The organism is Streptomyces africanus (assembly GCF_030816955.1).
Taxonomy (GTDB): domain Bacteria; phylum Actinomycetota; class Actinomycetes; order Streptomycetales; family Streptomycetaceae; genus Streptomyces; species Streptomyces africanus.
In genome coordinates this window covers 2,724,754-2,744,449 of the sequence record NZ_JAUSYP010000001.1, presented here as the reverse complement: position 1 = coordinate 2,744,449, position 19,696 = coordinate 2,724,754, and the positions used below count along the sequence as shown (strand labels likewise).

Sequence of the window (19,696 nt, the reverse complement as noted above, 5' to 3'; positions counted from 1 at the left end):
TGGCCCCGGCGGTGGCCTGGCCGGGGACTCGGCGGGCGGCGTCGCGGGACGGCGGTCGGGCGGTCCGGCGGGCGGCCGGTCGGAGGGCCCGGGTGGCGGCCCCGCGTGGGATTCGGCGGGGGGTGCTGGGGGCGGTCGGTCGGGTGGTCCGGCGGGTGGTGTCGGCGGTGATCCGGCGTGGGACTCTGCCGGAGGCGCTGCGGGCGGGCGGTCGAGTGGTCTCGGCGGTGATCCGGCGTGGGATTCGGCGGGGGGTGCTGGGGGCGGGCGGTCGGGTGGTCCGGGCGGGGGCCCGTATGGCGGACCGGATGGCGGTCCCGGCCGTGGCCCGGCGTGGGACTCGGCGGGGGGCGCTGCGCGCGGACGGCCGGGTGGTTCGGCGGGTGGTCGGTCGGGTGACCCGGAGGGTGGTCCGTATGGCGGTGCCGACCGTGGCCCCGCCTGGGAATCGGCGGGCGGCGTCGCGGGACGGCGGTCGGGCGGTCCCCCCGGCGGTCCGGGGGGCGGCCTGGGCGGTGTGCTGGGTGGGCTGGTCGGGCGGGTGAAGGGCGGTGGCGGCAAGGTAGGGGCCAAGGGTGACCTCGTCACCGACATCACCGCCTCGCTCGTCGTCTTCCTCGTCGCCCTGCCGCTGTGCATCGGTGTCGCCGTCGCCTCCGGCGTGCCCGCCGAACTCGGGATCATCTCCGGGGTGATCGGCGGTCTGGTCGTCGGCGCGGCACGCGGCAGTACGCTCCAGGTCAGCGGGCCGGCCGCCGGCCTCGCCGCGCTCGTCTCGGAGACCGTCGCCGAGGTCGGCGTGGCCATGCTCGGCGTGATCGTGCTGTTCACCGGCCTCCTCCAGATCGTCCTCGGACTCGTGCGGCTCGGCCGGATGTTCCAGGCCATCTCCGTCGCCGTCGTCCAGGGCATGCTGGCCGGCATCGGCGTGCCGCTGATGTTCAGCCAGGCCTATCCGATGGCCGACGCCAAGGCCCCCGGCACGGCGATCGAGAACATGGCCGGCATCCCCGCGCTGCTGGCCGGCATCCTGACCGACCCGCAGGCGATGATCGCCACCCTGCTCGGCGTCGTCACGATCGTGCTCAGCTTCCTGTGGAAGAAGGTGCCGGGCCCGGCCGGGAAGGTCCCCGCCGCGCTGGTCGCGGTAGGCATCGGCATCGTGGTCGCCGCGCTGCCCGGCGTGGACGTGAAGACGCTCCAGGTGGGCAATCTGCTCGCCTCCGTGTCGCTGCCCGGGCCGGAGCAGTTCGCCGGGCTCGCGGACGGGGCGATCATCACCGCCATCCTCACCTTCACGGTCATCGCCTCCGCCGAGAGCCTGTTCACGGCCGCCGCGGTGGACCGTATGCACAGCGGCCCGCGCACCCGCTACAACACCGAGCTGATCGCCCAGGGCGCCGGGAACACCGTCGCCGGCATCCTCGGCGCGCTCCCGATCACCGCGGTCGTGGCCCGCAGTTCGGCCAACGTCCAGGCCGGGGCCAAGACCCGGCTCTCCCGCACCCTGCACGGCCTGTGGCTGCTCGCGTTCGCGCTGCTGCTGCCGCAGGTGCTCGCGCTGATCCCGATCTCGGTGCTCGCCGGTGTCCTCGTGCACAGCGGCTGGAAGCTGTTCGGGCCCGCCGAGTTCCCGAAGATGTGGCGGCAGGACAAGGGCGAGTTCGCGGTGATGACGCTGACCACCCTGGTCATCGTGGTGACCGCGCTGCTGGAGGGCGTGCTGATCGGCCTCGCCGCGGGCATCGTGCTGGCCGCGCTGCGCATGTCCCAGACCGCGATCCGCCAGCACGTCGAGGACGACACGGCGAAGGTCGTCATGGCCGGCAACGCGACGTTCCTGCGGTTGCCGAAGGTGATCGAGGCGCTGGAGGCCGCCGCCGCGGCCGGGAAGCCCAAGATCCGGCTCGACCTGACCGGCGTGACCCACCTGGACCACGCCTGCCGCAACCAGGTCGAGGAGTTCACCGCCCAGCAGCGGGGACTGGGGCTGCGGGTGGAGCTGCTGATGCCGGGGGAGGCGAAGCCGGGCGGCGACCGCGTCGCTGCGCCCGCGGGAGACGCCCAGACACCGCTGCCCAAACGGCCTGTCGCGGCGATGGCCGAAGAACCATGGGGCGAAGCAGCGGGGGAACCCTCCCCCTGGCCCACCGCCGACGCCGAGTGGTTCTACCTCGACACCCGCCCCCTCCCCGACGACCAGCGGTCGAGCCCGGTGGGCTGACGGATACGCCAGGAGCCGGTGGCCCGGGTCCGCCCCGCCCCCACGCCCCCTCGTAGGCTGGATCGCGGCCACCGACGGAGGGAGCCTGCCATGCCGGGCTGGAACACACAGGACATCCCGGATCAGAGCGGCCGCGTCGCGGTCGTCACCGGCGCCAACAGCGGGATCGGGTTCGTCACGGCACGGGAGCTGGCCCGCAAGGGCGCGCGGGTGGTGCTCGCGTGCCGCAGCGAGGCCCGGGGGAACGCGGCCGTGGACCGGCTCCGTGCGGAACTGCCCGAGGCCCGGGTCGAGCTGGGGCGGCTCGACCTCGGGGACCTGGCCTCCGTACGGGAGTTCGCGGCCGGCTTCCCGTACGAGCGGCTGGACGTGCTCGTCGACAACGCCGGGGTGATGGCGCTGCCGTACGGGACGACGGCGGACGGTTTCGAGACGCAGTTCGGGGTCAACCACCTGGGGCACTTCGCCCTCACCGGCCTGCTGCTGCCCGCGCTGCTCGCGGCGCCGGGGGCCCGGGTCGTGGTCGTCTCCAGCGGGATGCACGCCCTCGCCAACATCGACATCAACGACCTCAACAGCGAGCGGCGCTACCGGCGCTGGATCGCCTACGCCCGGTCCAAGACGGCCAACCTGCTGTTCACGCACGAGCTGGCGCGCCGGGCGGCGGCGCACGGCACGGACCTGGTGGCGGCCGCGGCCCACCCCGGGTACGCGGCCACCAACCTCCAGACCACCGGGCCGCTCGCCGAGGGACGCCCGGCCGCCGAGCGGCTCGTGCGGATCGCCAACCGGGTCGTCGCCCAGCCGGCCGAGGCGGGCGCGCTGCCGATCCTGTACGCCGCGACGGAACCCGGCGTGCGGCCCGACTCCTTCACCGGCCCGCGCATCGCCATGTGGCGCGGGGCGCCCGCACCGTCCTGGCGGGCGCCCTGGACCCTCAACGACGCGGCGGGACAGCGGCTGTGGGCCGCGTCCGAGGAACTCACCGGCGTGACGTACGACGCCCTGACGGCATGACACTCACAGAGACACGGCCACCGCGTTGAACGTCGTCTCCGGCGTCTGCGGGCTGGTGAAGCGGGCGTTGACCAGGTAGAGGCGGTCGCCGTAACGGGCGGCGGTGGTGGGGACGTCGAAGCGGGGGTCGGTGATCGTCCTGGTCAGGGTGGCGGTGATGGCCTTCCGGTCGAGGTACCAGACGGTGACCTTGTTCAGGCGGTTCTGGACGACGTACAGCGTGCGGCCGAGACGGACCAGGCCGTCGCCGCCCGCCACGTCCGGCGCGCCCTCCAGCGCGATCTTGACGGCGTGGCCGGTCCGGAGGTCCACGCGGTACAGCTGACCCGCGTTGACGACGATCAGCCCGCGTCCGTCGGGCGTGGCGACCAGGCCGTTGGCGCTGTTGGTCCCGGCGGGCTCCTGCACCCACTCGCCGGTGAGCGGCAAGGCGCGGACCTCGCCCCGCCGCCCGCGCGGCACACCGTGGAGGACGGCCGCACGGGAGTCGGTGAACCAGGCGCGGTCCTCGTGCAGGACCACGTCGTTGATGAACGGCGCGGCGTCCCGGGTGAGTTGGTACGTGGTGAGCAGCTCGCCGGTGCGCGCGTCGACGATCCTCGCGGTGCCTGAGGCGCCGCCGGCCACGTACAGCAGGCCGTCACGGTCCAGCTTCAGGCCGATGGACGCGAGTCCGGCGGTGCCCTCGTGCAGCACACCGCCCTCGCCGGTGCGCAGGTCGGTGCGGTAGATCGCGCCGTCGGCGCGCGAGCCCATGTACGCGTACGGCCTGCTGCCGATGGTGATCCCCTCGGGGAGCCAGCCGTCGGGCAGCGGGAACTCGGTCGGCCGGCCGGTCCCGGGGACGGCCTGCGCCGTGCCGGTGGTGCCGGCGGCCACGGCGAGCGCGGCGACGGCCCCGCCGAGCACGCTCCGCCGGGACGGCCGGGGATGGTTCCGGGTCATGGTCGGGCCTCCGTGGAAGGAAGGTGGGGGTGTGACTCGATGAAACGCGAAGGACCCCCGGCACGGCAGTCGAGTCGGTGAACTCGACAGCAACTCGACAGCAACTCGACATCCCTGCCCGGCAGTTGCTCAGTAGACGATCGACACGATCCGGCACACGGCCTCGGCGAGCCGCCGGTCCCCGTCGACCCGGGCCCGGGCGAGAGCGTCGGCCGGCTCGACACCCCGCGTGCACAGCCGCCAGGCGGTCTCCGGGTCCAGCTCCACGGTGGCCGCCGCCGGCCGGCCGCCGGGATCCTCCGCCAGGGACCAGCCGTCCGGCCCGGCGGTCACGGTCCAGGTGCCCCCTCCCGGGCCGGGGACCGTCACCTCCACCCGCGTGCCGGCCGGCGCGGCGGTGTCGCGCAGCGTGTGGGGCAGGGCCCGCATGAAGGTGTCCAGGACCAGGGACAGGGCCCGCGGCCCGGGGTCGGTGGCCAGCCCGGCCGCGTGCCGGATCTGCTGGCGGTGCGTCCAGTACTCGGTGTACTCCCGCGCACAGTCCAGCCACATCGGCGCCGGGTCCGCCCCGGCCCAGGACACGCCCAGGGACGGCGCGTCCAGGTCGGCGTGCGCGAAGCGGCGGGCCAGTTCGGAGCCGGCCTCCTCCAAGGCGTCGACGAGCGCGGCCGGGTCCATGCCCCGGTGGCGGTCGACCCACTCCTGGTTGGCGCGGTGGATGAACGCCTCCAGGGTCTCTCCCGGCGCGAAGGCGCCGAACTCCCGGCGGCCGAGGCGGGCGGAGTAATCCCCGAGGACGTGTACGGCGACGTCGTGCACGGTCCAGCCCGGCACGGCCGCCGCCTGCCACTGCCCGGGCCGCAGTCCCCGCAACAGGCCCAGCAGCGCCCCGAGTTCCGGCTCGAACAGCGGGCGGGCGTCGATCGGGGCACCGAGCCAGGAGAGGCCGGGCCTGTCGTTCGGCTGCACAACCATGGCCCCAGCCTGCCAGGGGACAAGCAGGAACGCCCCTCCGGGGAGGGGCGTTCCGAGCCGGGCGTCCGCGTTCCTACGCGGTGCGCACCTTGTACGTCGTGACCTGTACCTCCTCGTCGTCCAGGCACTGCCCGGACGCGAGGTCGAAGCGCTGCTTCAGCAGCGGGGAGGCGACGAACGGGCGGCCCTGGTGGGTGCCGGTCAGGCCGCGGGAGAGGACCGCCGCGCCGGTGAACGGGTCGCGGTTGTCGATGGCGAACAGCTCACCGGTGCGGTCCCGGAAGACCGCCGCCTGGCGGCCGTCCGGCAGCAGTGCCGCCACCCCGCGGCCCGGGAGCAGCATGCTGAGGTCGCAGACGGTGAACCAGTCGCCTTCCAGAGCGAGTTCGACCTTCAGATCGGTGGTCTCAGGAGCCAGGGTCATCGCTGGGCGCTTCCTTCCAGTACGTCTTCGGCGGGTCGCATGCCGATGGACAGCAGCGGCAGGTCGGGCTTCATCTGGTCGCGCTCGGGCACGAAGGCGACGACCGGGTCCGGGGTGTCCGGCGCGTTCACGAAGGACACGAACCGGGCGAGCTTCTCGGGGTCGTTGATGGTCTCGGCCCATTCGTCGCGGTAGTGCGCGATGTGCGCCTGCATCAGCTTCTCCAGCTCGTCGCAGATGCCGAGCGAGTCGTGGACCACGACGTCCCGCACGTGCTCCAGGCCGCCGGGGATCCGCTCCAGCCAGGTCGACGTGCGCTCCAGGCGGTCGGCCGTGCGGATGTAGAACATCAGGAACCGGTCGATCAGGCGGACGAGTTCGGCGTCGGACAGGTCCTGGGCGAGCAGGTCCGCGTGGCGCGGGGTGGCGCCGCCGTTGCCGCCGACGTACAGGTTCCAGCCGTTGGCGGTGGCGATCACGCCGAAGTCCTTCGACTGGGCCTCGGCGCACTCGCGCTGGCAGCCGGAGACGGCCGACTTCAGCTTGTGCGGCGACCGGAGCCCGCGGTAGCGCAACTCCAGGTCGATCGCCATGCGGACGGAGTCCTGGACGCCGTAGCGGCACCAGGTCTGGCCGACGCAGGACTTCACCGTGCGCAGTGACTTGCCGTAGGCGTGGCCGGACTCGAAGCCGGCGTCGACCAGGCGGGCCCAGATCAGCGGCAGCTGCTCGACGCGGGCGCCGAACATGTCGATCCGCTGGCCGCCGGTGATCTTCGTGTAGAGGCCGAAGTCGCGGGCGATCTCGCCGATCACGATCAGCTTCTCCGGGGCGATCTCACCGCCCGGGATGCGCGGGACGACCGAGTACGAGCCGTTCTTCTGGAGGTTGGCCAGGAAGTGGTCGTTGGTGTCCTGCAGCGCGGCCTGCTCACCGTCGAGGACGTAGCTGCTCGCGCCGATCGCCGGGGCGAGGGAGGCGATGATCGAGGCGACCGCCGGCTTGCAGACCTCGCAGCCGTCGCCGCCCCTGGCCTCCTCGCGGCCGTGGCGGTCCAGCAGCTCCTGGTAGCTGTTGATGCGCAGGGCGAGGACGATCTCGTACAGCTCCTCGCGGGTCTGCGAGAAGCAGCCGCACAGGCCCTTGTCGACCTCGATGCCGCCGGCCTCCAGCTCGGCGTTGACGAGCTGGCCGAGGACCTTGACGCAGGAGCCGCAGCCGGTGCCGGCCTTGGTGCACTTCTTCACCTCGGGCACGGTCGTGCACTGGTGGTCGGTGACCGCGCCGCGGATCGCGCCCTTGGAGACGTTGTGGCAGGAGCAGATGATCGCGTCGTCCGGCAGCGCGGACGGGCCGAGCTGGGCCGGGGCGCCGGCGCCGGCGGGCAGGACGAGGGCCTCGGGCGCGACCGGCGGGACCGAGCCGGTGAACGCCTTCAGCGTGCCGTACGCCTCCGCGTCGCCGACCAGGATGCCGCCGAGCAGCGTGCCGTCGCGGCCGATGACCAGCTTCTTGTACAGGCCCGCGCGGGAGTCGGAGTAGACGACGTCCAGACAGTCCTCGGCGGTGCCGTGCGCGTCGCCGAAGGACGCCACGTCCACGCCGAGCAGCTTCAGCTTGGTGGACAGGTCGGCGCCGGTGAAGGCGGCCTCGTCGGCGGCGATCGTCGCGGCGGCCGTCTCCGCCTGCTCGTAGCCGGGCGCGACCAGGCCGTACACCCGGCCGTCGGCGGCCAGCGCGCACTCGCCGATCGCGAACACGTGCGGGTCGTTCACCGTGCGGCACTGCTCGTCGACCGCGATGCCGCCGCGCTCGCCGACCGTCAGGCCGCAGTCGCGGGCCAGCTGGTCGCGGGGGCGGACACCGGCGGAGAACACCACCATGTCGGTGGCGAGTTCGGAGCCGTCGGACAGCTTCATGCCGGTCACGGAGCCGTCCTCGCCGACGACGATCTCCTGCGTGCCGACGCCCGTGTGGACGCTCAGGCCCATCTCCTCGATGGTGCGCAGCAGGGCGGCGCCGCCGCCCTCGTCGACCTGCACGGGCATCAGACGGGGCGCGAACTCCACGATGTGGGAGGTGAGTCCGAGACCCTTCAGCGCGCCCGCGGCCTCCAGGCCGAGCAGACCGCCGCCGACCACGGCACCCGTCGTCGCGTTCTTGGCGTACTCCTCGATCGCGAGGAGGTCCTCGATCGTGCGGTAGACGAAGCAGCCCTCGGCGTCCTTGTTCGGGACCGGCGGTACGAACGGGTACGAGCCGGTGGCCAGGACGAGCACGTCGTAGTCGACGACGAGACCGGAGCGGGCGGTCACCCTGCGCGCCTCGCGGTCGATCGTCTCCGCCGGGTCGCCGACGCGCAGCTCGATGCCGTGGTCCTCGATGAACCGCAGGTCCGTCATGGACAGGTCCTCGGGCGTCTTGCCCGAGAAGTACGAGGTGAGCTGGACCCGGTCGTACGCGGGGCGCGGCTCCTCACAGAGCACGACCACGCGGTGCGTGGCGGTCAGGCCGCGCTCGGCGAGCGCTTCGAGGAAGCGCTGGCCGACCATGCCATGGCCGACGAGCACGATCGTGGGGGTGTCCGCGGACATCAGGAGCCTCCATCGTTGGTAAGCAGGTGGAGCAGCGGGCCGCCGTCGGAGGGGAGCGGCTCTGCTCCCTCCCAGGCGCGCGCGAGCGCGCCGACGGTGCCGAGTTCGCCGACGAGGACCCCGCCGACCAGGCGGTCGTCGCGGACGACGACCTTCCGGTAGGTGCCGCGGGTGGCGTCGGTGAGCTGGACGACGTCGTCGCCCGGCAGCGCCTCGGTCTCGCCGAACGCGGCGAGGTCGAAGGGGCTGTCGTGCCCGTTCAGTGTGAGTCGGGTCAGGGAGCGGGTGCCGGTGTAGCGGGCGTCCGTGTCGCCGGCGAGCAGTTCCGCGAGCGCGTCGGCTTGTTCGAGCGCCGGGGCGGCGAGGCCGTAGAGGACGCCGTCGTGCTGGGCGCAGTCGCCGATGGCGTGGATGTACGGGTCGGAGGTGCGCAGCTCGTCGTCGACGACGACGCCCTTGCGGACGTCGAGGCCGGCGGCCTGCGCGAGGCCCACCCGGGGGCGGACGCCGCAGGCCACGACGACGAGGTCGGCGTCGAGCGCGTACCCGTCGGCCATCTCCACGGAGCGGACGGCGCCGCCGACGCAGCGCACGTCCCGTACGCGGCACTCGGTGTGCACCTCGACGCCCAGGTCGGTCAGGTGCCGCTTGACGAGCTTGGAGGCGGCCGGGTCGAGCTGGCGCTCCATCAGCCGCTCGGACTGCTGGGCGAGGACGACCTGGACGCCGCGCAGGGCGAGCGCGCGGGCCGCGGAGACCCCGAGGAGCCCGCCCCCGATCACGACCGCCCGCGCCCCCGGCCGGACCGCCTTGGACAGGCCCAGGCAGTCGTCCATGGTCCGGAAGGCGTGAACGCCCTCGGGCAGCACGTGGTCGGGGGTGAACAGGCCGCGCAGGGGCGGCAGGACGGGGTTGGATCCGGTGGCGAGGACGAGCCGGTCGTATGCGATCACCGTGCCGTCGGCGCACTCGACGGTGCGTTCGTCGCGGTCGATGCCGACGACCCGGCCGCGCGTGGCGTGCGCGGGCGCAGGCAGGGCGATCACCTCGGGGCTGTAACGTCCGGCCAGCACCTCGGCGAGCAGCACCCGGTTGTACGGCCGGTGCTCCTCTTCGCCGATCAGCAACGCGGGCGTGCCGAGCTCACCGAGCCGCCGGGCGAGCCGTACGCCCGCGAGGCCGGTGCCGATCACCACCACACGCTCATTCGAGGTCATGTCCTTGAGCGTGCGGTGCCGGTGTTTCCCGGCAGCATCACGACTGTTTCCCACGGGGAACGCTGCCCTCAGCGGGGGCCGGGGGTGGATGTGAGGGTTCCTGGAGTGCGGCGACGGCGGGCTGTGAGGACAGCGTCGCACGGCCGTCGCATAGGCTCCCGATCATGCCCGACATACCGCTGACCATGATCGCCCTGCTCTGTGTGGCGGCTCTCGCCGCCGGGTGGATCGACGCCGTGGTCGGCGGCGGCGGCCTCCTGCTGCTGCCGGTGCTGCTGCTGGGGCTACCGTCGCACACGCCCGCGGCGCACGCCCTGGGCACCAACAAGGCGGTCGCCATCGTCGGCACGACGGGCGCGGCGGTGACGTACGCCCGCAAGGCGCCGGTGGATGTCCGTACGGCTGTGCGCATCGGGCTGGCCGCGCTCGCCGGGTCGTCCGCCGGGGCGTTCTTCGCGGCCGGGATGAGCACCGACGTCCTCAAGCCGGTGATCATGGTGGTGCTGCTCGGGGTCGCCGCGTTCGTGATCCTGCGGCCCGCCTTCGGCACGGCCCCCGCGACCGGCCCGGCCAGCCGGCGCCGGATCCTCGCGGCGATCGGCCTCGCGGGCCTCGGCATCGGCTTCTACGACGGTCTCGTCGGCCCCGGCACCGGCACCTTCCTGGTCCTCGCGCTCACCGCCGTGCTCCACCTCGACCTCGTCAGCGCCTCCGCCACCGCCAAGATCGTCAACTGCTGCACCAACGCGGGCGCTCTCGCCACGTTCGCCTGGCAGGGCGCGGTCCTGTGGCAGCTGGCCGCCCTGATGGCCGTGTTCAACCTGGCCGGCGGCACCCTGGGCGCCCACACGGCCCTGAAGCAGGGCAGCGGCTTCGTCCGCGTCGTGCTGCTGACGGTGGTGTTCGCCCTGGTGGGGAACCTGGCGTATGAGCAGTGGGTGGCCTAGGACCGGTCGGACAGGCCCTGGGGCCGCAGATCCAGCAGCTCGATGATCCCCGTGCCGCCCTCGTCGCCGTGCCCCTGGCTGAGGCGCCGCTCCATCAGCGCCATGTACGGCGTCAGCAGCTCCGGGCTCACCCGCTGCTCCCCGGCCGTGCGCAGCAGTGTGGCGTTGCCCGCGACCTGCATGGCGAGGTTGGAGGCGACGTCCCTGGTGTAGTCGCCGCTCTCCAGCTGGTCGGCGGTCTGGTGCGCGGCCCGGGCCATCGCGGTCAGCCAGTCCACGAGCAGCGGCGCGAAGTCCTTCGGGGCGATGTCCTCCGGGCGGATCAGCGCGAAGGCGTGCGTGATACCCGCGAACATGCCGTTCATCGCGCTGAGCAGCGCCACGTCGTGCAGCGCGGCGAAGCCCGGGTCGGCCCCGGTGTACCGGGCGCCGGCCGGGACGGCGAGGGTGTCGCGGTGCTCGGCGAACAGCTCGGGGGAGCCGCTGTAGAAGACGTACCCGCCGGACTCCGGGACCCCGATCATCGGCGGGACGGCCATGATCCCGCCGTCCAGGAAGCGGGCGCCGCGCGCTTCGGCCCAGGCGGCGCGGCTGCGGCCCTCGCCGGGCGTGCCCGTGGTGAGGTTCACCAGGTCCCGTCCCGCGAGAGAGGCCCCGTCGAGGGCCTCGCCCACGGAGGCGTCGTCGAGCAGACAGACGACCACGAGCCGGTTCGCGGCCACGGCCTCCGCGGCGGTCCGGGCGACGGTGGCGCCCTCGGTGGCGAGGGGTTCGGCGCGGGAGGCGGTGCGGTTCCAGACGGTCACCGGGTGTCCTGCGGTGAGCCAGGCGCGGGCCAGGGCGGTGCCCATGTCGCCGGTGCCGAGGAGGGTGAGAGGTGTGCGGGGGTCAACTGGGTTGCGGGTCATGGCGTTTAGGCTCGTCCCAGGGGAGGCGCCTGCTCAAGTACGTACTTCGAAGTGGGTGGTTACCCCGGGGGAAGGGTGCAGGCAGGACAAGGGGAGGGCTCGGGCATGGGGACGACGGGGCGGCGGCCGGGGGCGTACGTCTGCGGGATCGACGCGGCGATGGACGTGATCGGCGGCAAGTGGAAGGTGCTGATCCTCTGGGCGCTGAACGAGCGGCCCTGCCGCTTCGGCGAGCTGCGCCGCGAGCTGCCGGGGATCACCGAGAAGGTGCTGGCCTCGCACCTGCGGGAGATGGAGGCCGACGGCCTGGTGCACCGCGAGGCGTACGACGAGGTGCCGCCCCGCGTGGAGTACTCGCTGACACCCCGGGGCGTGAGCCTGAACGAGGCACTGCGGCCGCTCGGGGCCTGGGGGAAGGCCCATGTCCTGGGAGAGTCACCGGCTGCCGGTCAGATGCGCGAAGACGACGACGTTCCCCTGGTACCCGGAGCCGCGTGAGTAGCCGCCGCCGCAGGTGATGACCCTCAGTTCTGGGCGGCGGGCGGCGCCGTAGACCTTCTCGTCGGGGAAGCCCTTCGCCGCGTACGCCTCGACGGCGTCCACGGTGAACACCGCGACGCTGCCGTCCCGCCGGTCCACCTCGACCGTGGCGCCCTTGGCCAGGGCGCCGAGGCCGTAGAAGACCGCGGGGCCGTCGGCGTTGTCGACGTGGCCCGCGACGATCGCGGTGCCCCGCTCGCCGGGCGTGGTGCCGGCCTCGTACCAGCCGGCGAGGTTCTTCCGCTCGGCGGGCGGTACGTCGAGACTGCCGGTCCTCGTCAGGCCGAGGCCGGTCAGGGGCGCGTTCACCCGGATCGCCGGGATGCGGATGCGGTCGGGCGGCGAGGGAGGCAGCGCGGGCACCGCGGGCCGTTCACCGGCCCGGCCGTCCTGCCCGTCCTGCCCGGCGCGGGCCTGCGCGGCGGAGGGCTGCGGCGGGGCGTGCGTCTCGGCGGCGTCACGCAGCAGCCAGGCCCCGGAGCACAGGGCGAACACCGTGAGGGCCGCCATGGCGGCGTCGGCCGGGTTGCCGAACCTCGTGCCGTACCTGGGGAACCTGCGCATGGCCGACCTTTCCTGATCCCCGACAGCCGTCCGGTTTCCGGCCTGCGACCCCCGGCCCCGGCTCCCGTCCGGGGTGCGCCCCGTACCCCCCTCCGGGCCGCGAGGGGCGTCGGACCCGGAGGGGGAGGGGACATGCGGTACCGGCGACGGACAGCGGAGGGTGTCCGTCAGATCCCGTCGCCTCTCGCCCGGCGATGCAGGAGCCAGGTACCGCCCGCGGCGGCGACGGCGAGGGCCGCCACACCGGCCGCGGTCTGCACGGGATCGGGGCCCAGTGCGCCGCCGACCCCCGTCTTCACACTCCCTCTGGGATGGACCCCGGATCGCCCGGAGGTCAGCGTGACCACCAGGTCACCGGTGACCCGCCGGCCGCTCCCGGTGCAGGTCGCCGTGATCTCGTAGGTCCCCGGCTGTGCGCTCGGCGGCACCCTGAACCGCCCGGTCGCGTCCTGCTCGTGCGGGCCCGGCGCGAGGCTGAGGGAGCCGGCCCCGACCGCGCCGGCGTCGCCCGTCGCCGTACCGCCGTCGCCGCAGGCCGCCGTGCGCACCGTGACCTGACCGCCCGGGACGACCGAGGACGGCTCCACCTCCATGTCACCGGCGGGCGCGCCGTACGCCGGGGCGACGGCGAGCGCCGCGGCGGCGACGGCGAGCGCCGCGGCGGCGACGGCGAGCGCGGTGCCGGTCAGCGGCCGGGCGGTACGTCGCATCAGTGCTCCTTCGAGCGGTTCGGTCGTGCACCTGCCCTTCCGAGGTAACGGGCAGTGGGGCGCCCGCGCTTTCTGAGAAAGCGTCAGAATTGGGGTGAATGGGTGTCAGGGGGAGGCGGACCGGCCGGTCTTCATGGACGTCTGTGCAGGTCACAGGCGATCTGCGGACGGGGCGCGGAAAAGCGCGGGGCGCGCGTGTGAACGGGTGATCCGGGTGCCGCGCCCCTCCGGCCTTGACCTCAAGAAAGGTTGAGGTATGAGGCTGTGCGGCATGAACACAGCCGTTACGCACGCATCCACCCCTGCCCGGACCGCGACCGAGCCCCTCCGGGTGACCCTCGTCGTCGGCAGCAACCGCCACGGCCGCTTCGGCCCGGTCGTCGCCCGCTGGCTCCTCGGCCACCTCCAAGGCCGGGACGACCTGGTCGCCGAGGTCGTGGACGTCGCCGACGTCGACCTGCCGATGTCCTTCGAACGGACCCCCGAGGCGACCGCCGCACTGTCCGGCGTCACCCCCGAACTGGCCGGCGCGGACGCCTTCGTGGTCCTCACCCCCGAGTACAACCACTCCTTCCCGGCGGGCCTGAAGAACCTCGTCGACTGGCACTTCGGCGAGTGGCGGGCCAAGCCCGTCGCCCTCGTCTCCTACGGGGGGCTGGCCGGCGGCCTGCGCGCTGTCGAGCACCTCCGGCAGGTCTTCGCCGAACTGCACGCCGTGACGGTCCGCGACACCGTCTCCTTCCACAACGCCGGCGCGTCCTTCGACGACGCGGGCACCCTGCGCGATCCGTCCGGCCCGGACGCGGCGGCCAAGACCATGCTGGACCAACTGGTCTGGTGGGGCCTGGCGTTGCGCGAGGCCAGGGCGAAGCGGCCGTACGCGGGCTGAGCCCCGGCCGCATCCCTGCCCGCCCCTGTCACCCCCGCGCCCGCCAGTCACCGCCCGCGATCGGCCTCCCGCGAGTCCGGAGCCGTGCGGCGACGGCGGGCGCGGCCACGTACACCCAGGCCCGCAGGACCGCCCCGTCCGCGTCGCGTACGACCTTGCGCTCGACGCGTTCGTACAGGCTGCGCGGGTCGCCCGGCACGTAGTCCTCCAGCCGGTCCAGCTCGGCGAGCAGCTCCGCGTACGTCTCCGGGTGTGTGGTGACCAACTCCCCGCACACGACCCCGCCGCCCGGCTCCTCGACCGCGTAGGGATAGCCCGGCCCCTCGTACAGCACCGCGCCCGAGAGCCGCCCCGGCACCTCGGAGCGGGTGCGGCCGCGCAGGAAGAGGTCGTGGTTGACCTCGCCGGGGCGGAGGGTGCCGTAGACGAAGAAGGGCAGGGTCACAGGAACGATTCTCCACCCTCACACACCTCCACACCGGGCCTATGGACATGACATGTCCGGGACGCCTTAACTCGCGGTCAACATCAACGCCGCACCCGGTCGACCCCACGCGACCGGGTGCGCCCGTATGAGGAGACCGATGAGTCGGATACGTCACGTCCGGGGTTCCCGTCTCGCCCTCGCGGGCGGTGCCGCCACCGGCACCGCCGTCCTGCTGGCCGCCGCGCTCTCGCCGACCGCCCTGGCGGAGGAAGGGCCGACCCGGTCCGACGCGATCGACAGTGCCGAGACGGTCCTCGCCGACCGGGCCGCGGACCTGGGCCTCACCGCGGACCAGGAGACGAAGGTCCGGGACGTGGTCGTCGACGAGGACGGCACCCGGCACGTCCGCTACGACCGCACGTACCACCGACTCCCGGTCCTGGGCGGTGACTTCGTCCTCCATCTGAACCCGGACGGCACCTACCGCGGCACGAGCCGGGCCACGAAGTCCGCGCTCTCCGTCAAGAGCGTCACCCCCAAGGTGACCGCCCCGAAGGCCGCCGACCTCGCCGCGAGCCTGCTGCGCGCCGCGCACCTCGGCGAGACCCTGAAGCAGCTGACCGCCAAGCCGCGGCTGGTCGTCGACGCCCTGCACGGCGCCCCCAAGCTGGCCTGGCAGACCGACGCGGTGGCGCACGACGGGCTCGGCAACCCGGTCGGACGCACGGTGCTGACCGACGCGACGACAGGCGACCGGATCGACGCCTGGGAGACCCTGGAGTCGGCGTCGGGCGACGGCAAGTCCCTCTACGGCGGCACGGTCCCGCTGGAGACGACGAAGTCCGGGGCGTCGTACCAGCTGAAGGACGCGACGCGGGGCGGCACGTACACGGGCGACGCGGCGAACAAGACGGACAAGTGCCTGCTGACGATCTGTCTGACCCGCGCCCCCGCGACGGTGTTCACGGACGCCGACAACCACTGGGCCACGGGCGAGACCGCCGACCGCGCGACGGTCGCGGTGGACGCCCAGTACGGCACGGACGTCACCTGGGACTACTTCAAGAACGCGCACGGCCGCAACGGCATCGCCGGCGACGGCAAGGGCTCGTACAACCGCGTCCACTACGGCAAGGACTACAACAACGCCTTCTGGGACGACAACTGCTTCTGCATGACGTACGGCGACGGCGACGGCAAGCAGCTCGGCCCGCTGGTGTCGCTGGACGTGGCCGGGCACGAGATGTCCCACGGCGTGACGTCGAAGACGGCGGCGCTGACGTACTCGGGCGAGTCCGGCGGTCTGAACGAGGCCACGTCGGACATCTTCGGCACGCTGGTGGAGTTCTACGCGGACAACGCCGAGGACCCGGGTGACTGGCTGATCGGCGAGAACGTCGTCCGCTCCGGGCTCGGCCGGGAGGCCCTGCGCCGCATGGACAAGCCGTCGACGGACGGGAAGTCCGCCGACTGCTGGAGCAAGGAGCTGGGCGACCTCGACGTGCACTACTCCTCGGGCGTCGGCAACCACTTCGCGTACCTGCTCGCGGAGGGCAGCGGCGCGAAGACGATCAACGGCGTCGCCCACACCTCCCCGACCTGCGACGACTCCACGGTGCAGGGCATCGGCCGGGCCAAGCTGGGCAAGATCTGGTACCGCGCCCTGACGGTCTACATGACGTCCTCGACGGACTACGCGGGCGCCCGTACGGCCACCCTGAACGCGGCGAAGGACCTCTACGGCAGCGGCAGCACGGAGCAGAAGGCCGTGGCGGCGGCATGGAGCGCGGTCGGCGTGGGCTGAGCCTCACCGAGACACGTGACGGGCGCACCTTCGGTGCGCCCGTTCCGTCACTCCCAGACCACCACGTTGCGCCGCACCGGTACGGACGCCGAACCGGTCGCGAAGAGTTCGGGCGAATGGGCCCGGATGCGCTCGATGTCGCTGAAGACGGCGCGCAGGTGGGTGCGCATGGCGGTCCGGGCCGACGCGAGGTCGCCCCCGACGACCGCGTCGAAGATCTCCCGGTGCTGGTCGGCGAAGACCGCGGGGGAGACGTTCTCGTGCAGGCCCAGGCGCCGGGCCCGGTCCAGATGGCCCTTGGCCGCGGCGACCGTGGTCCACACGTTGCCGTGGCCGCTCAGCCGCATCAGGCCCTGGTGGAAGGCCTCGTCCAGCTCGAAGAACTCCTCCAGATCCAGGCCCGGGCGCTGCTGACGTGCGAGATTGTCCCGCAGTTCCGTGATCACGGAGTGGTCCGGCTCGGACGGCAGGGCGTCCAGTGAGGCCAGCTCGACGGCCTCCCGCAGGAACTGCGCGTCCGCGACCTGCGCCGGGTCCACCCGGGACACGAACGAGCCGATCTTGGGGAAGATCTGCACCAGCCCGTCCTGGGCCAGCAGGATCAGGCTCTCCCGCACCGGGGTGCGGCTCACGCCGAGGGACGCGGCGAGCTCGTTCTCCGACAGGGCCGCGCCCGGGGGAAGTTCGAGGGTCAGCACCATCTGACGCAGCTTCAGGTAGATGGAGCGCCGGCTGGTCCGCCGGTTCGTCTGGGCCATGTGCACATCCTACGTATCGCAGCAGGGGTATTGCTCGACTGTGCGACAGGTGCTTGTATACAAGCACTGCACGACAGGAGCGACGTCCGCTCCCGTCGGCCCCCGCCCGCTCTCAGCCGCCGTAAGGAGAGCCCCCAGTGAGCAAGATCGAGCGCGTCGAGGTCTTCGTCGCCTCCCCGGGCCGCACGTTCGTCACCCTGCGCATCACCACCACGGACGGGGTCACCGGCCTCGGCGACGCCACCCTCAACGGGCGCGAGCTGGCCGTGGCGAGCTATCTGCGCGACCACGTCGCCCCGCTGCTGATCGGCCGGGACCCGGCGCGGATCGAGGACACCTGGCAGTACCTCTACAAGGGCGCCTACTGGCGGCGCGGCCCGGTCACCATGACGGCCGTCGCCGCCGTCGACACGGCCCTGTGGGACATCAAGGGCAAGACCGCCGGGCTTCCCGTGTACGAGCTGCTCGGCGGCCGGTCCCGGGACGGCGTGCTCGTCTACTCGCACGCCAGCGGCACCGACGTCCCCTCTCTCCTCGACGACGTCGAGCGCTATCTGGAGCTGGGTTACAAGGCGGTACGGGCGCAGGCAGCCGTACCCGACGTCGGCGGCACCTACGGCGTCCGCAAGGGCAAGCTCTACGAACCGGCGGCCGGCGACCTGCCCGACGAGCAGCCCTGGGACACCGAGGCCTACCTCGGCTTCGCGCCGACGTACCTGGAGGCCGTACGGGAGCGCTTCGGCTTCGGCTTCCACCTCCTGCACGACGTGCACCACCGGCTGACACCGATCGAGGCGGCCCGCTTCGGCAAGAGCGTCGAGGCCTGCCGGCTGTTCTGGATGGAGGACCCCACCCCGGCCGAGAACCAGGAGGCGTTCCGGCTCATCCGGCAGCACACGACGACCCCGATCGCCGTCGGCGAGGTGTTCAACTCCATCTGGGACGTCCAGCACCTGATCACCGAGCAGCTCATCGACTACGTGCGCACCACCGTGGTCCACGCGGGCGGCATCACGCACCTGCGCCGGATCTTCGACCTGGCCGCGCTGTACCACGTCCGCACCGGCTCGCACGGCGCCACCGACCTCTCCCCGGTCAGCATGGCCGCCGCCGTGCACCTCGACATCGCCGTACCCAACTTCGGCATCCAGGAGCACATGGGCCATCCGGACGAGGCCCGCGAGGTGTTCCGCACGGGCGTCACCTTCGCCGACGGCATGCTGCACCCCTCGGACCAGCCGGGTCTCGGTGTCGAGTACGACGAGAAGGCCGCCGAACGCTTCCCGTACCAGCGGCGCTATCTCCCGGTCGCGCGCCGGCTCGACGGCTCCGTGCACGACTGGTGAGCGGCGTGCACCGGCTGAACCGCGCCGCGCTCGGCGCCCTCCCGCCCGCCTCGCGCCCCCGCGTCGACCCCGCCGGGCTGCGCCCCCGGATCGTCCACTTCGGCATCGGTGCCTTCCACCGGGCGCACCAGGCCGTCTACACCGAGAACGCCGCCGCGGACTCCGGCGAGCCCTGGGGCATCGCCGCGGTCGCTCCCCGGTCGGCGGCGACCGTCGACGCCCTGCGCGCGCAGGACTGCCTGTACTCGGTGACCGAGCGCGGGCCCGAGGGCGACGCCCCCCGTGTCGTCGGCTCGCTCACCGGCGCGTACCTGCTCGGGCGGGACGGGGCGGTCGTCGACGGGCTGCTCACCGACCCCGAGGTGACGGTGGTGACGCTCACCATCACGGAGAAGGGCTACCGCGCCGCCGGTCCGGACACGGTGATCGCACGCCTGGCCGCCGGGCTGGCCGCGCGGATGCGCTCCGGTGCCGCCCCGGTCAGCGTCGTGTCCTGCGACAACATGGCGGACAACGGAGCCGTGCTGCGGACCGCCGTCCGGGACGCCGTGCGCGCCTCGGGAGGGCGGGACCGCGAGCGGATCCTGGAGCTGATCGACCGGTACGTGGCCTTTCCCGCCACCGTCGTGGACCGGATCGTCCCCGCCGCCACAACGGCCGACCTCACGGACACCGCCACCCGGCTGGGCGTCCACGACGCGCTGCCCGTCAGCGGTGAGCCGTACCGGCAGTGGGTGCTGGAGGACCGCTTCGCCGCCCCGCGTCCCCCGTGGGAGCTGGACGGAGCCCTCCTCGTCCCCGACGTCGCCCCCTACCAGCTGACCAAGCTGCGGCTGCTCAACGGCTCGCACTCCGCCCTCGCCGCGCTCGGCATCGCGGCGGGCCGCACCACCGTCGCCGACGCGATGGCCGACGGCTGGGGCGAGCGGCTCGTCAAGGCCCTGTGCGCCGAGGTCGCCCCCACGCTGCCGGACGGCGGCCCGGACCCCGGCCGGTACGCCGACGACCTCGTCGCCCGCTTCCGCAACCCGGGCATGCGGCACCTGCTGCGGCAGATCGCCTCCGACGGCTCGCTCAAGATCACCGAGCGCTGGCTGCCGGCCCTGCGCGTCCTGCGTGAGCGCGGCGCGGCCACACCCGTCCTCGAACTCGCCCTGGCGGGCTGGGTGAACCTCACCCGGGACCAGGACATCCCGGACCCCGCCCAGGACGCGCTCGCCGCCTGCCGGCGCACCGCGGCGGACGACACGGCCGTCGTCCGCGCGCTGCTCACCACCGTCGGCGCGCCCGACCTCGCCGGCGACTCCGGGCTCGTCACCGCCGTCGTACGGCATCTCCCGGCCCTGCGCGTCGGACGAGTGGACATCTGACCGCCACCCCCCACCCCCGAGGAAGTCCCCGCTCACG

Annotated in this window: 18 protein-coding genes; 8 read left to right on the top strand and 10 right to left on the bottom strand. The window is 73.2% G+C overall.

Going from position 1 to position 19,696, the window contains the following annotated elements; translation table 11 throughout:
- Positions 1-517: 517 nt before the first annotated feature.
- Positions 518-2,224, top strand: a complete 1,707-nt coding sequence (locus QF034_RS12730) for a SulP family inorganic anion transporter (RefSeq protein WP_307175063.1) — start codon at positions 518-520, stop codon at positions 2,222-2,224.
- 90 nt (positions 2,225-2,314) lie between these two features.
- Positions 2,315-3,241: an oxidoreductase gene (locus QF034_RS12725; RefSeq protein WP_307175062.1), complete on the top strand. Its 927-nt coding sequence runs from the start codon at positions 2,315-2,317 to the stop codon at positions 3,239-3,241.
- Positions 3,242-3,244: 3 nt separating this feature from the next.
- On the opposite strand, the gene QF034_RS12720 is transcribed toward QF034_RS12725, so the two are convergent.
- The 5 genes from QF034_RS12720 to QF034_RS12700 form a co-directional block, all read right to left on the bottom strand.
- A complete protein-coding gene (locus QF034_RS12720) occupies positions 3,245-4,186 on the bottom strand; it encodes an SMP-30/gluconolactonase/LRE family protein (protein ID WP_307175061.1) in 942 nt (313 codons plus the stop codon).
- A gap of 129 nt (positions 4,187-4,315) precedes the next feature.
- Positions 4,316-5,161 (bottom strand): maleylpyruvate isomerase family mycothiol-dependent enzyme, encoded by an 846-nt coding sequence (locus QF034_RS12715; protein ID WP_307175060.1) that lies wholly within the window; start codon positions 5,159-5,161, stop codon positions 4,316-4,318.
- A gap of 73 nt (positions 5,162-5,234) precedes the next feature.
- Positions 5,235-5,585, bottom strand: a complete 351-nt coding sequence (gene nirD, locus QF034_RS12710; RefSeq protein ID WP_307175059.1) for a nitrite reductase small subunit NirD — start codon at positions 5,583-5,585, stop codon at positions 5,235-5,237.
- Positions 5,582-8,179 carry a nitrite reductase large subunit NirB gene (gene nirB, locus QF034_RS12705; protein ID WP_307175058.1) on the bottom strand — a complete coding sequence of 866 codons (2,598 nt, stop codon included), beginning with the start codon at positions 8,177-8,179 and terminating at the stop codon, positions 5,582-5,584. The genes nirD and nirB overlap by 4 nt, the downstream gene beginning before the upstream one ends.
- Positions 8,179-9,396 (bottom strand): NAD(P)/FAD-dependent oxidoreductase, encoded by a 1,218-nt coding sequence (locus tag QF034_RS12700; protein WP_307175057.1) that lies wholly within the window; start codon positions 9,394-9,396, stop codon positions 8,179-8,181. The genes nirB and QF034_RS12700 overlap by 1 nt, the downstream gene beginning before the upstream one ends.
- A 164-nt stretch (positions 9,397-9,560) precedes the next feature.
- Between QF034_RS12700 and QF034_RS12695 the strand changes: the two genes are divergently transcribed.
- Positions 9,561-10,343, top strand: a complete 783-nt coding sequence (locus QF034_RS12695) for a sulfite exporter TauE/SafE family protein (RefSeq protein WP_307175056.1) — start codon at positions 9,561-9,563, stop codon at positions 10,341-10,343.
- Here the strand turns inward: QF034_RS12695 and QF034_RS12690 are convergent.
- The gene (locus QF034_RS12690) at positions 10,340-11,251 is read right to left on the bottom strand and encodes an NAD(P)-dependent oxidoreductase (protein WP_307175055.1); all 912 of its coding nucleotides are present in this window, start codon (positions 11,249-11,251) and stop codon (positions 10,340-10,342) included. The two genes, QF034_RS12695 and QF034_RS12690, sit on opposite strands and share 4 nt — an antisense overlap.
- 105 nt (positions 11,252-11,356) lie before the next feature.
- Between QF034_RS12690 and QF034_RS12685 the strand changes: the two genes are divergently transcribed.
- Positions 11,357-11,749 (top strand): winged helix-turn-helix transcriptional regulator, encoded by a 393-nt coding sequence (locus tag QF034_RS12685; RefSeq protein WP_307175054.1) that lies wholly within the window; start codon positions 11,357-11,359, stop codon positions 11,747-11,749.
- On the opposite strand, the gene QF034_RS12680 is transcribed toward QF034_RS12685, so the two are convergent.
- Positions 11,687-12,355 (bottom strand): class F sortase, encoded by a 669-nt coding sequence (locus QF034_RS12680; protein ID WP_307175053.1) that lies wholly within the window; start codon positions 12,353-12,355, stop codon positions 11,687-11,689. The genes QF034_RS12685 and QF034_RS12680 overlap by 63 nt on opposite strands.
- A 167-nt stretch (positions 12,356-12,522) precedes the next feature.
- Positions 12,523-13,065, bottom strand: coding sequence for a GVDTG sorting domain-containing protein (locus tag QF034_RS12675; RefSeq protein WP_307175052.1), 543 nt, complete (start codon positions 13,063-13,065; stop codon positions 12,523-12,525).
- 271 nt (positions 13,066-13,336) lie between these two features.
- Between QF034_RS12675 and QF034_RS12670 the strand changes: the two genes are divergently transcribed.
- The gene (locus QF034_RS12670; protein ID WP_307175051.1) at positions 13,337-13,954 is read left to right on the top strand and encodes an NADPH-dependent FMN reductase; all 618 of its coding nucleotides are present in this window, start codon (positions 13,337-13,339) and stop codon (positions 13,952-13,954) included.
- Between the two features lie 28 nt (positions 13,955-13,982).
- On the opposite strand, the gene QF034_RS12665 is transcribed toward QF034_RS12670, so the two are convergent.
- Complete coding sequence (locus QF034_RS12665; RefSeq protein ID WP_307175050.1) at positions 13,983-14,399, bottom strand: gamma-glutamylcyclotransferase family protein; 417 nt, start codon at positions 14,397-14,399, stop codon at positions 13,983-13,985.
- 139 nt (positions 14,400-14,538) lie between these two features.
- Here QF034_RS12665 and QF034_RS12660 point away from each other — a divergent pair, with 139 nt between their 5' ends.
- On the top strand, positions 14,539-16,185 hold the full coding sequence (locus QF034_RS12660; RefSeq protein ID WP_307175049.1) for a M4 family metallopeptidase: 1,647 nt from the start codon (positions 14,539-14,541) through the stop codon (positions 16,183-16,185).
- Positions 16,186-16,232: 47 nt separating this feature from the next.
- Here QF034_RS12660 and QF034_RS12655 read toward each other — a convergent pair whose 3' ends face one another.
- Positions 16,233-16,943, bottom strand: a complete 711-nt coding sequence (locus tag QF034_RS12655; protein ID WP_307175048.1) for a GntR family transcriptional regulator — start codon at positions 16,941-16,943, stop codon at positions 16,233-16,235.
- Between the two features lie 137 nt (positions 16,944-17,080).
- On the opposite strand from QF034_RS12655, the gene manD reads away from it, so the two are divergent.
- Both manD and QF034_RS12645 read left to right on the top strand, forming a co-directional pair.
- Positions 17,081-18,289, top strand: coding sequence for a D-mannonate dehydratase ManD (gene manD / locus QF034_RS12650; RefSeq protein WP_307175047.1), 1,209 nt, complete (start codon positions 17,081-17,083; stop codon positions 18,287-18,289).
- 5 nt (positions 18,290-18,294) lie between these two features.
- Positions 18,295-19,659 (top strand): mannitol dehydrogenase family protein, encoded by a 1,365-nt coding sequence (locus QF034_RS12645; protein WP_307175046.1) that lies wholly within the window; start codon positions 18,295-18,297, stop codon positions 19,657-19,659.
- The last annotated feature ends 37 nt before the right edge of the window (positions 19,660-19,696 follow it).

Bases quoted from the DNA above. Each gene is read 5' to 3' on its own strand.
- QF034_RS12700 (WP_307175057.1), bottom strand. From the start codon at position 9,396: ATGACCTCGAATGAGCGTGTGGTGGTGATCGGCACCGGCCTCGCGGGC.
- QF034_RS12715 (WP_307175060.1), bottom strand. From the start codon at position 5,161: ATGGTTGTGCAGCCGAACGACAGGCCCGGCCTCTCCTGGCTCGGTGCC.
- nirD (WP_307175059.1), bottom strand. From the start codon at position 5,585: ATGACCCTGGCTCCTGAGACCACCGATCTGAAGGTCGAACTCGCTCTG.
- QF034_RS12720 (WP_307175061.1), bottom strand. From the start codon at position 4,186: ATGACCCGGAACCATCCCCGGCCGTCCCGGCGGAGCGTGCTCGGCGGG.
- QF034_RS12675 (WP_307175052.1), bottom strand. From the start codon at position 13,065: ATGCGACGTACCGCCCGGCCGCTGACCGGCACCGCGCTCGCCGTCGCC.
- nirB (WP_307175058.1), bottom strand. From the start codon at position 8,179: ATGTCCGCGGACACCCCCACGATCGTGCTCGTCGGCCATGGCATGGTC.
- QF034_RS12680 (WP_307175053.1), bottom strand. From the start codon at position 12,355: ATGCGCAGGTTCCCCAGGTACGGCACGAGGTTCGGCAACCCGGCCGAC.
- QF034_RS12690 (WP_307175055.1), bottom strand. From the start codon at position 11,251: ATGACCCGCAACCCAGTTGACCCCCGCACACCTCTCACCCTCCTCGGC.
- QF034_RS12670 (WP_307175051.1), top strand. From the start codon at position 13,337: ATGAACACAGCCGTTACGCACGCATCCACCCCTGCCCGGACCGCGACC.
- QF034_RS12695 (WP_307175056.1), top strand. From the start codon at position 9,561: ATGCCCGACATACCGCTGACCATGATCGCCCTGCTCTGTGTGGCGGCT.
- QF034_RS12655 (WP_307175048.1), bottom strand. From the start codon at position 16,943: ATGGCCCAGACGAACCGGCGGACCAGCCGGCGCTCCATCTACCTGAAG.
- QF034_RS12725 (WP_307175062.1), top strand. From the start codon at position 2,315: ATGCCGGGCTGGAACACACAGGACATCCCGGATCAGAGCGGCCGCGTC.
- QF034_RS12660 (WP_307175049.1), top strand. From the start codon at position 14,539: ATGAGTCGGATACGTCACGTCCGGGGTTCCCGTCTCGCCCTCGCGGGC.
- QF034_RS12685 (WP_307175054.1), top strand. From the start codon at position 11,357: ATGGGGACGACGGGGCGGCGGCCGGGGGCGTACGTCTGCGGGATCGAC.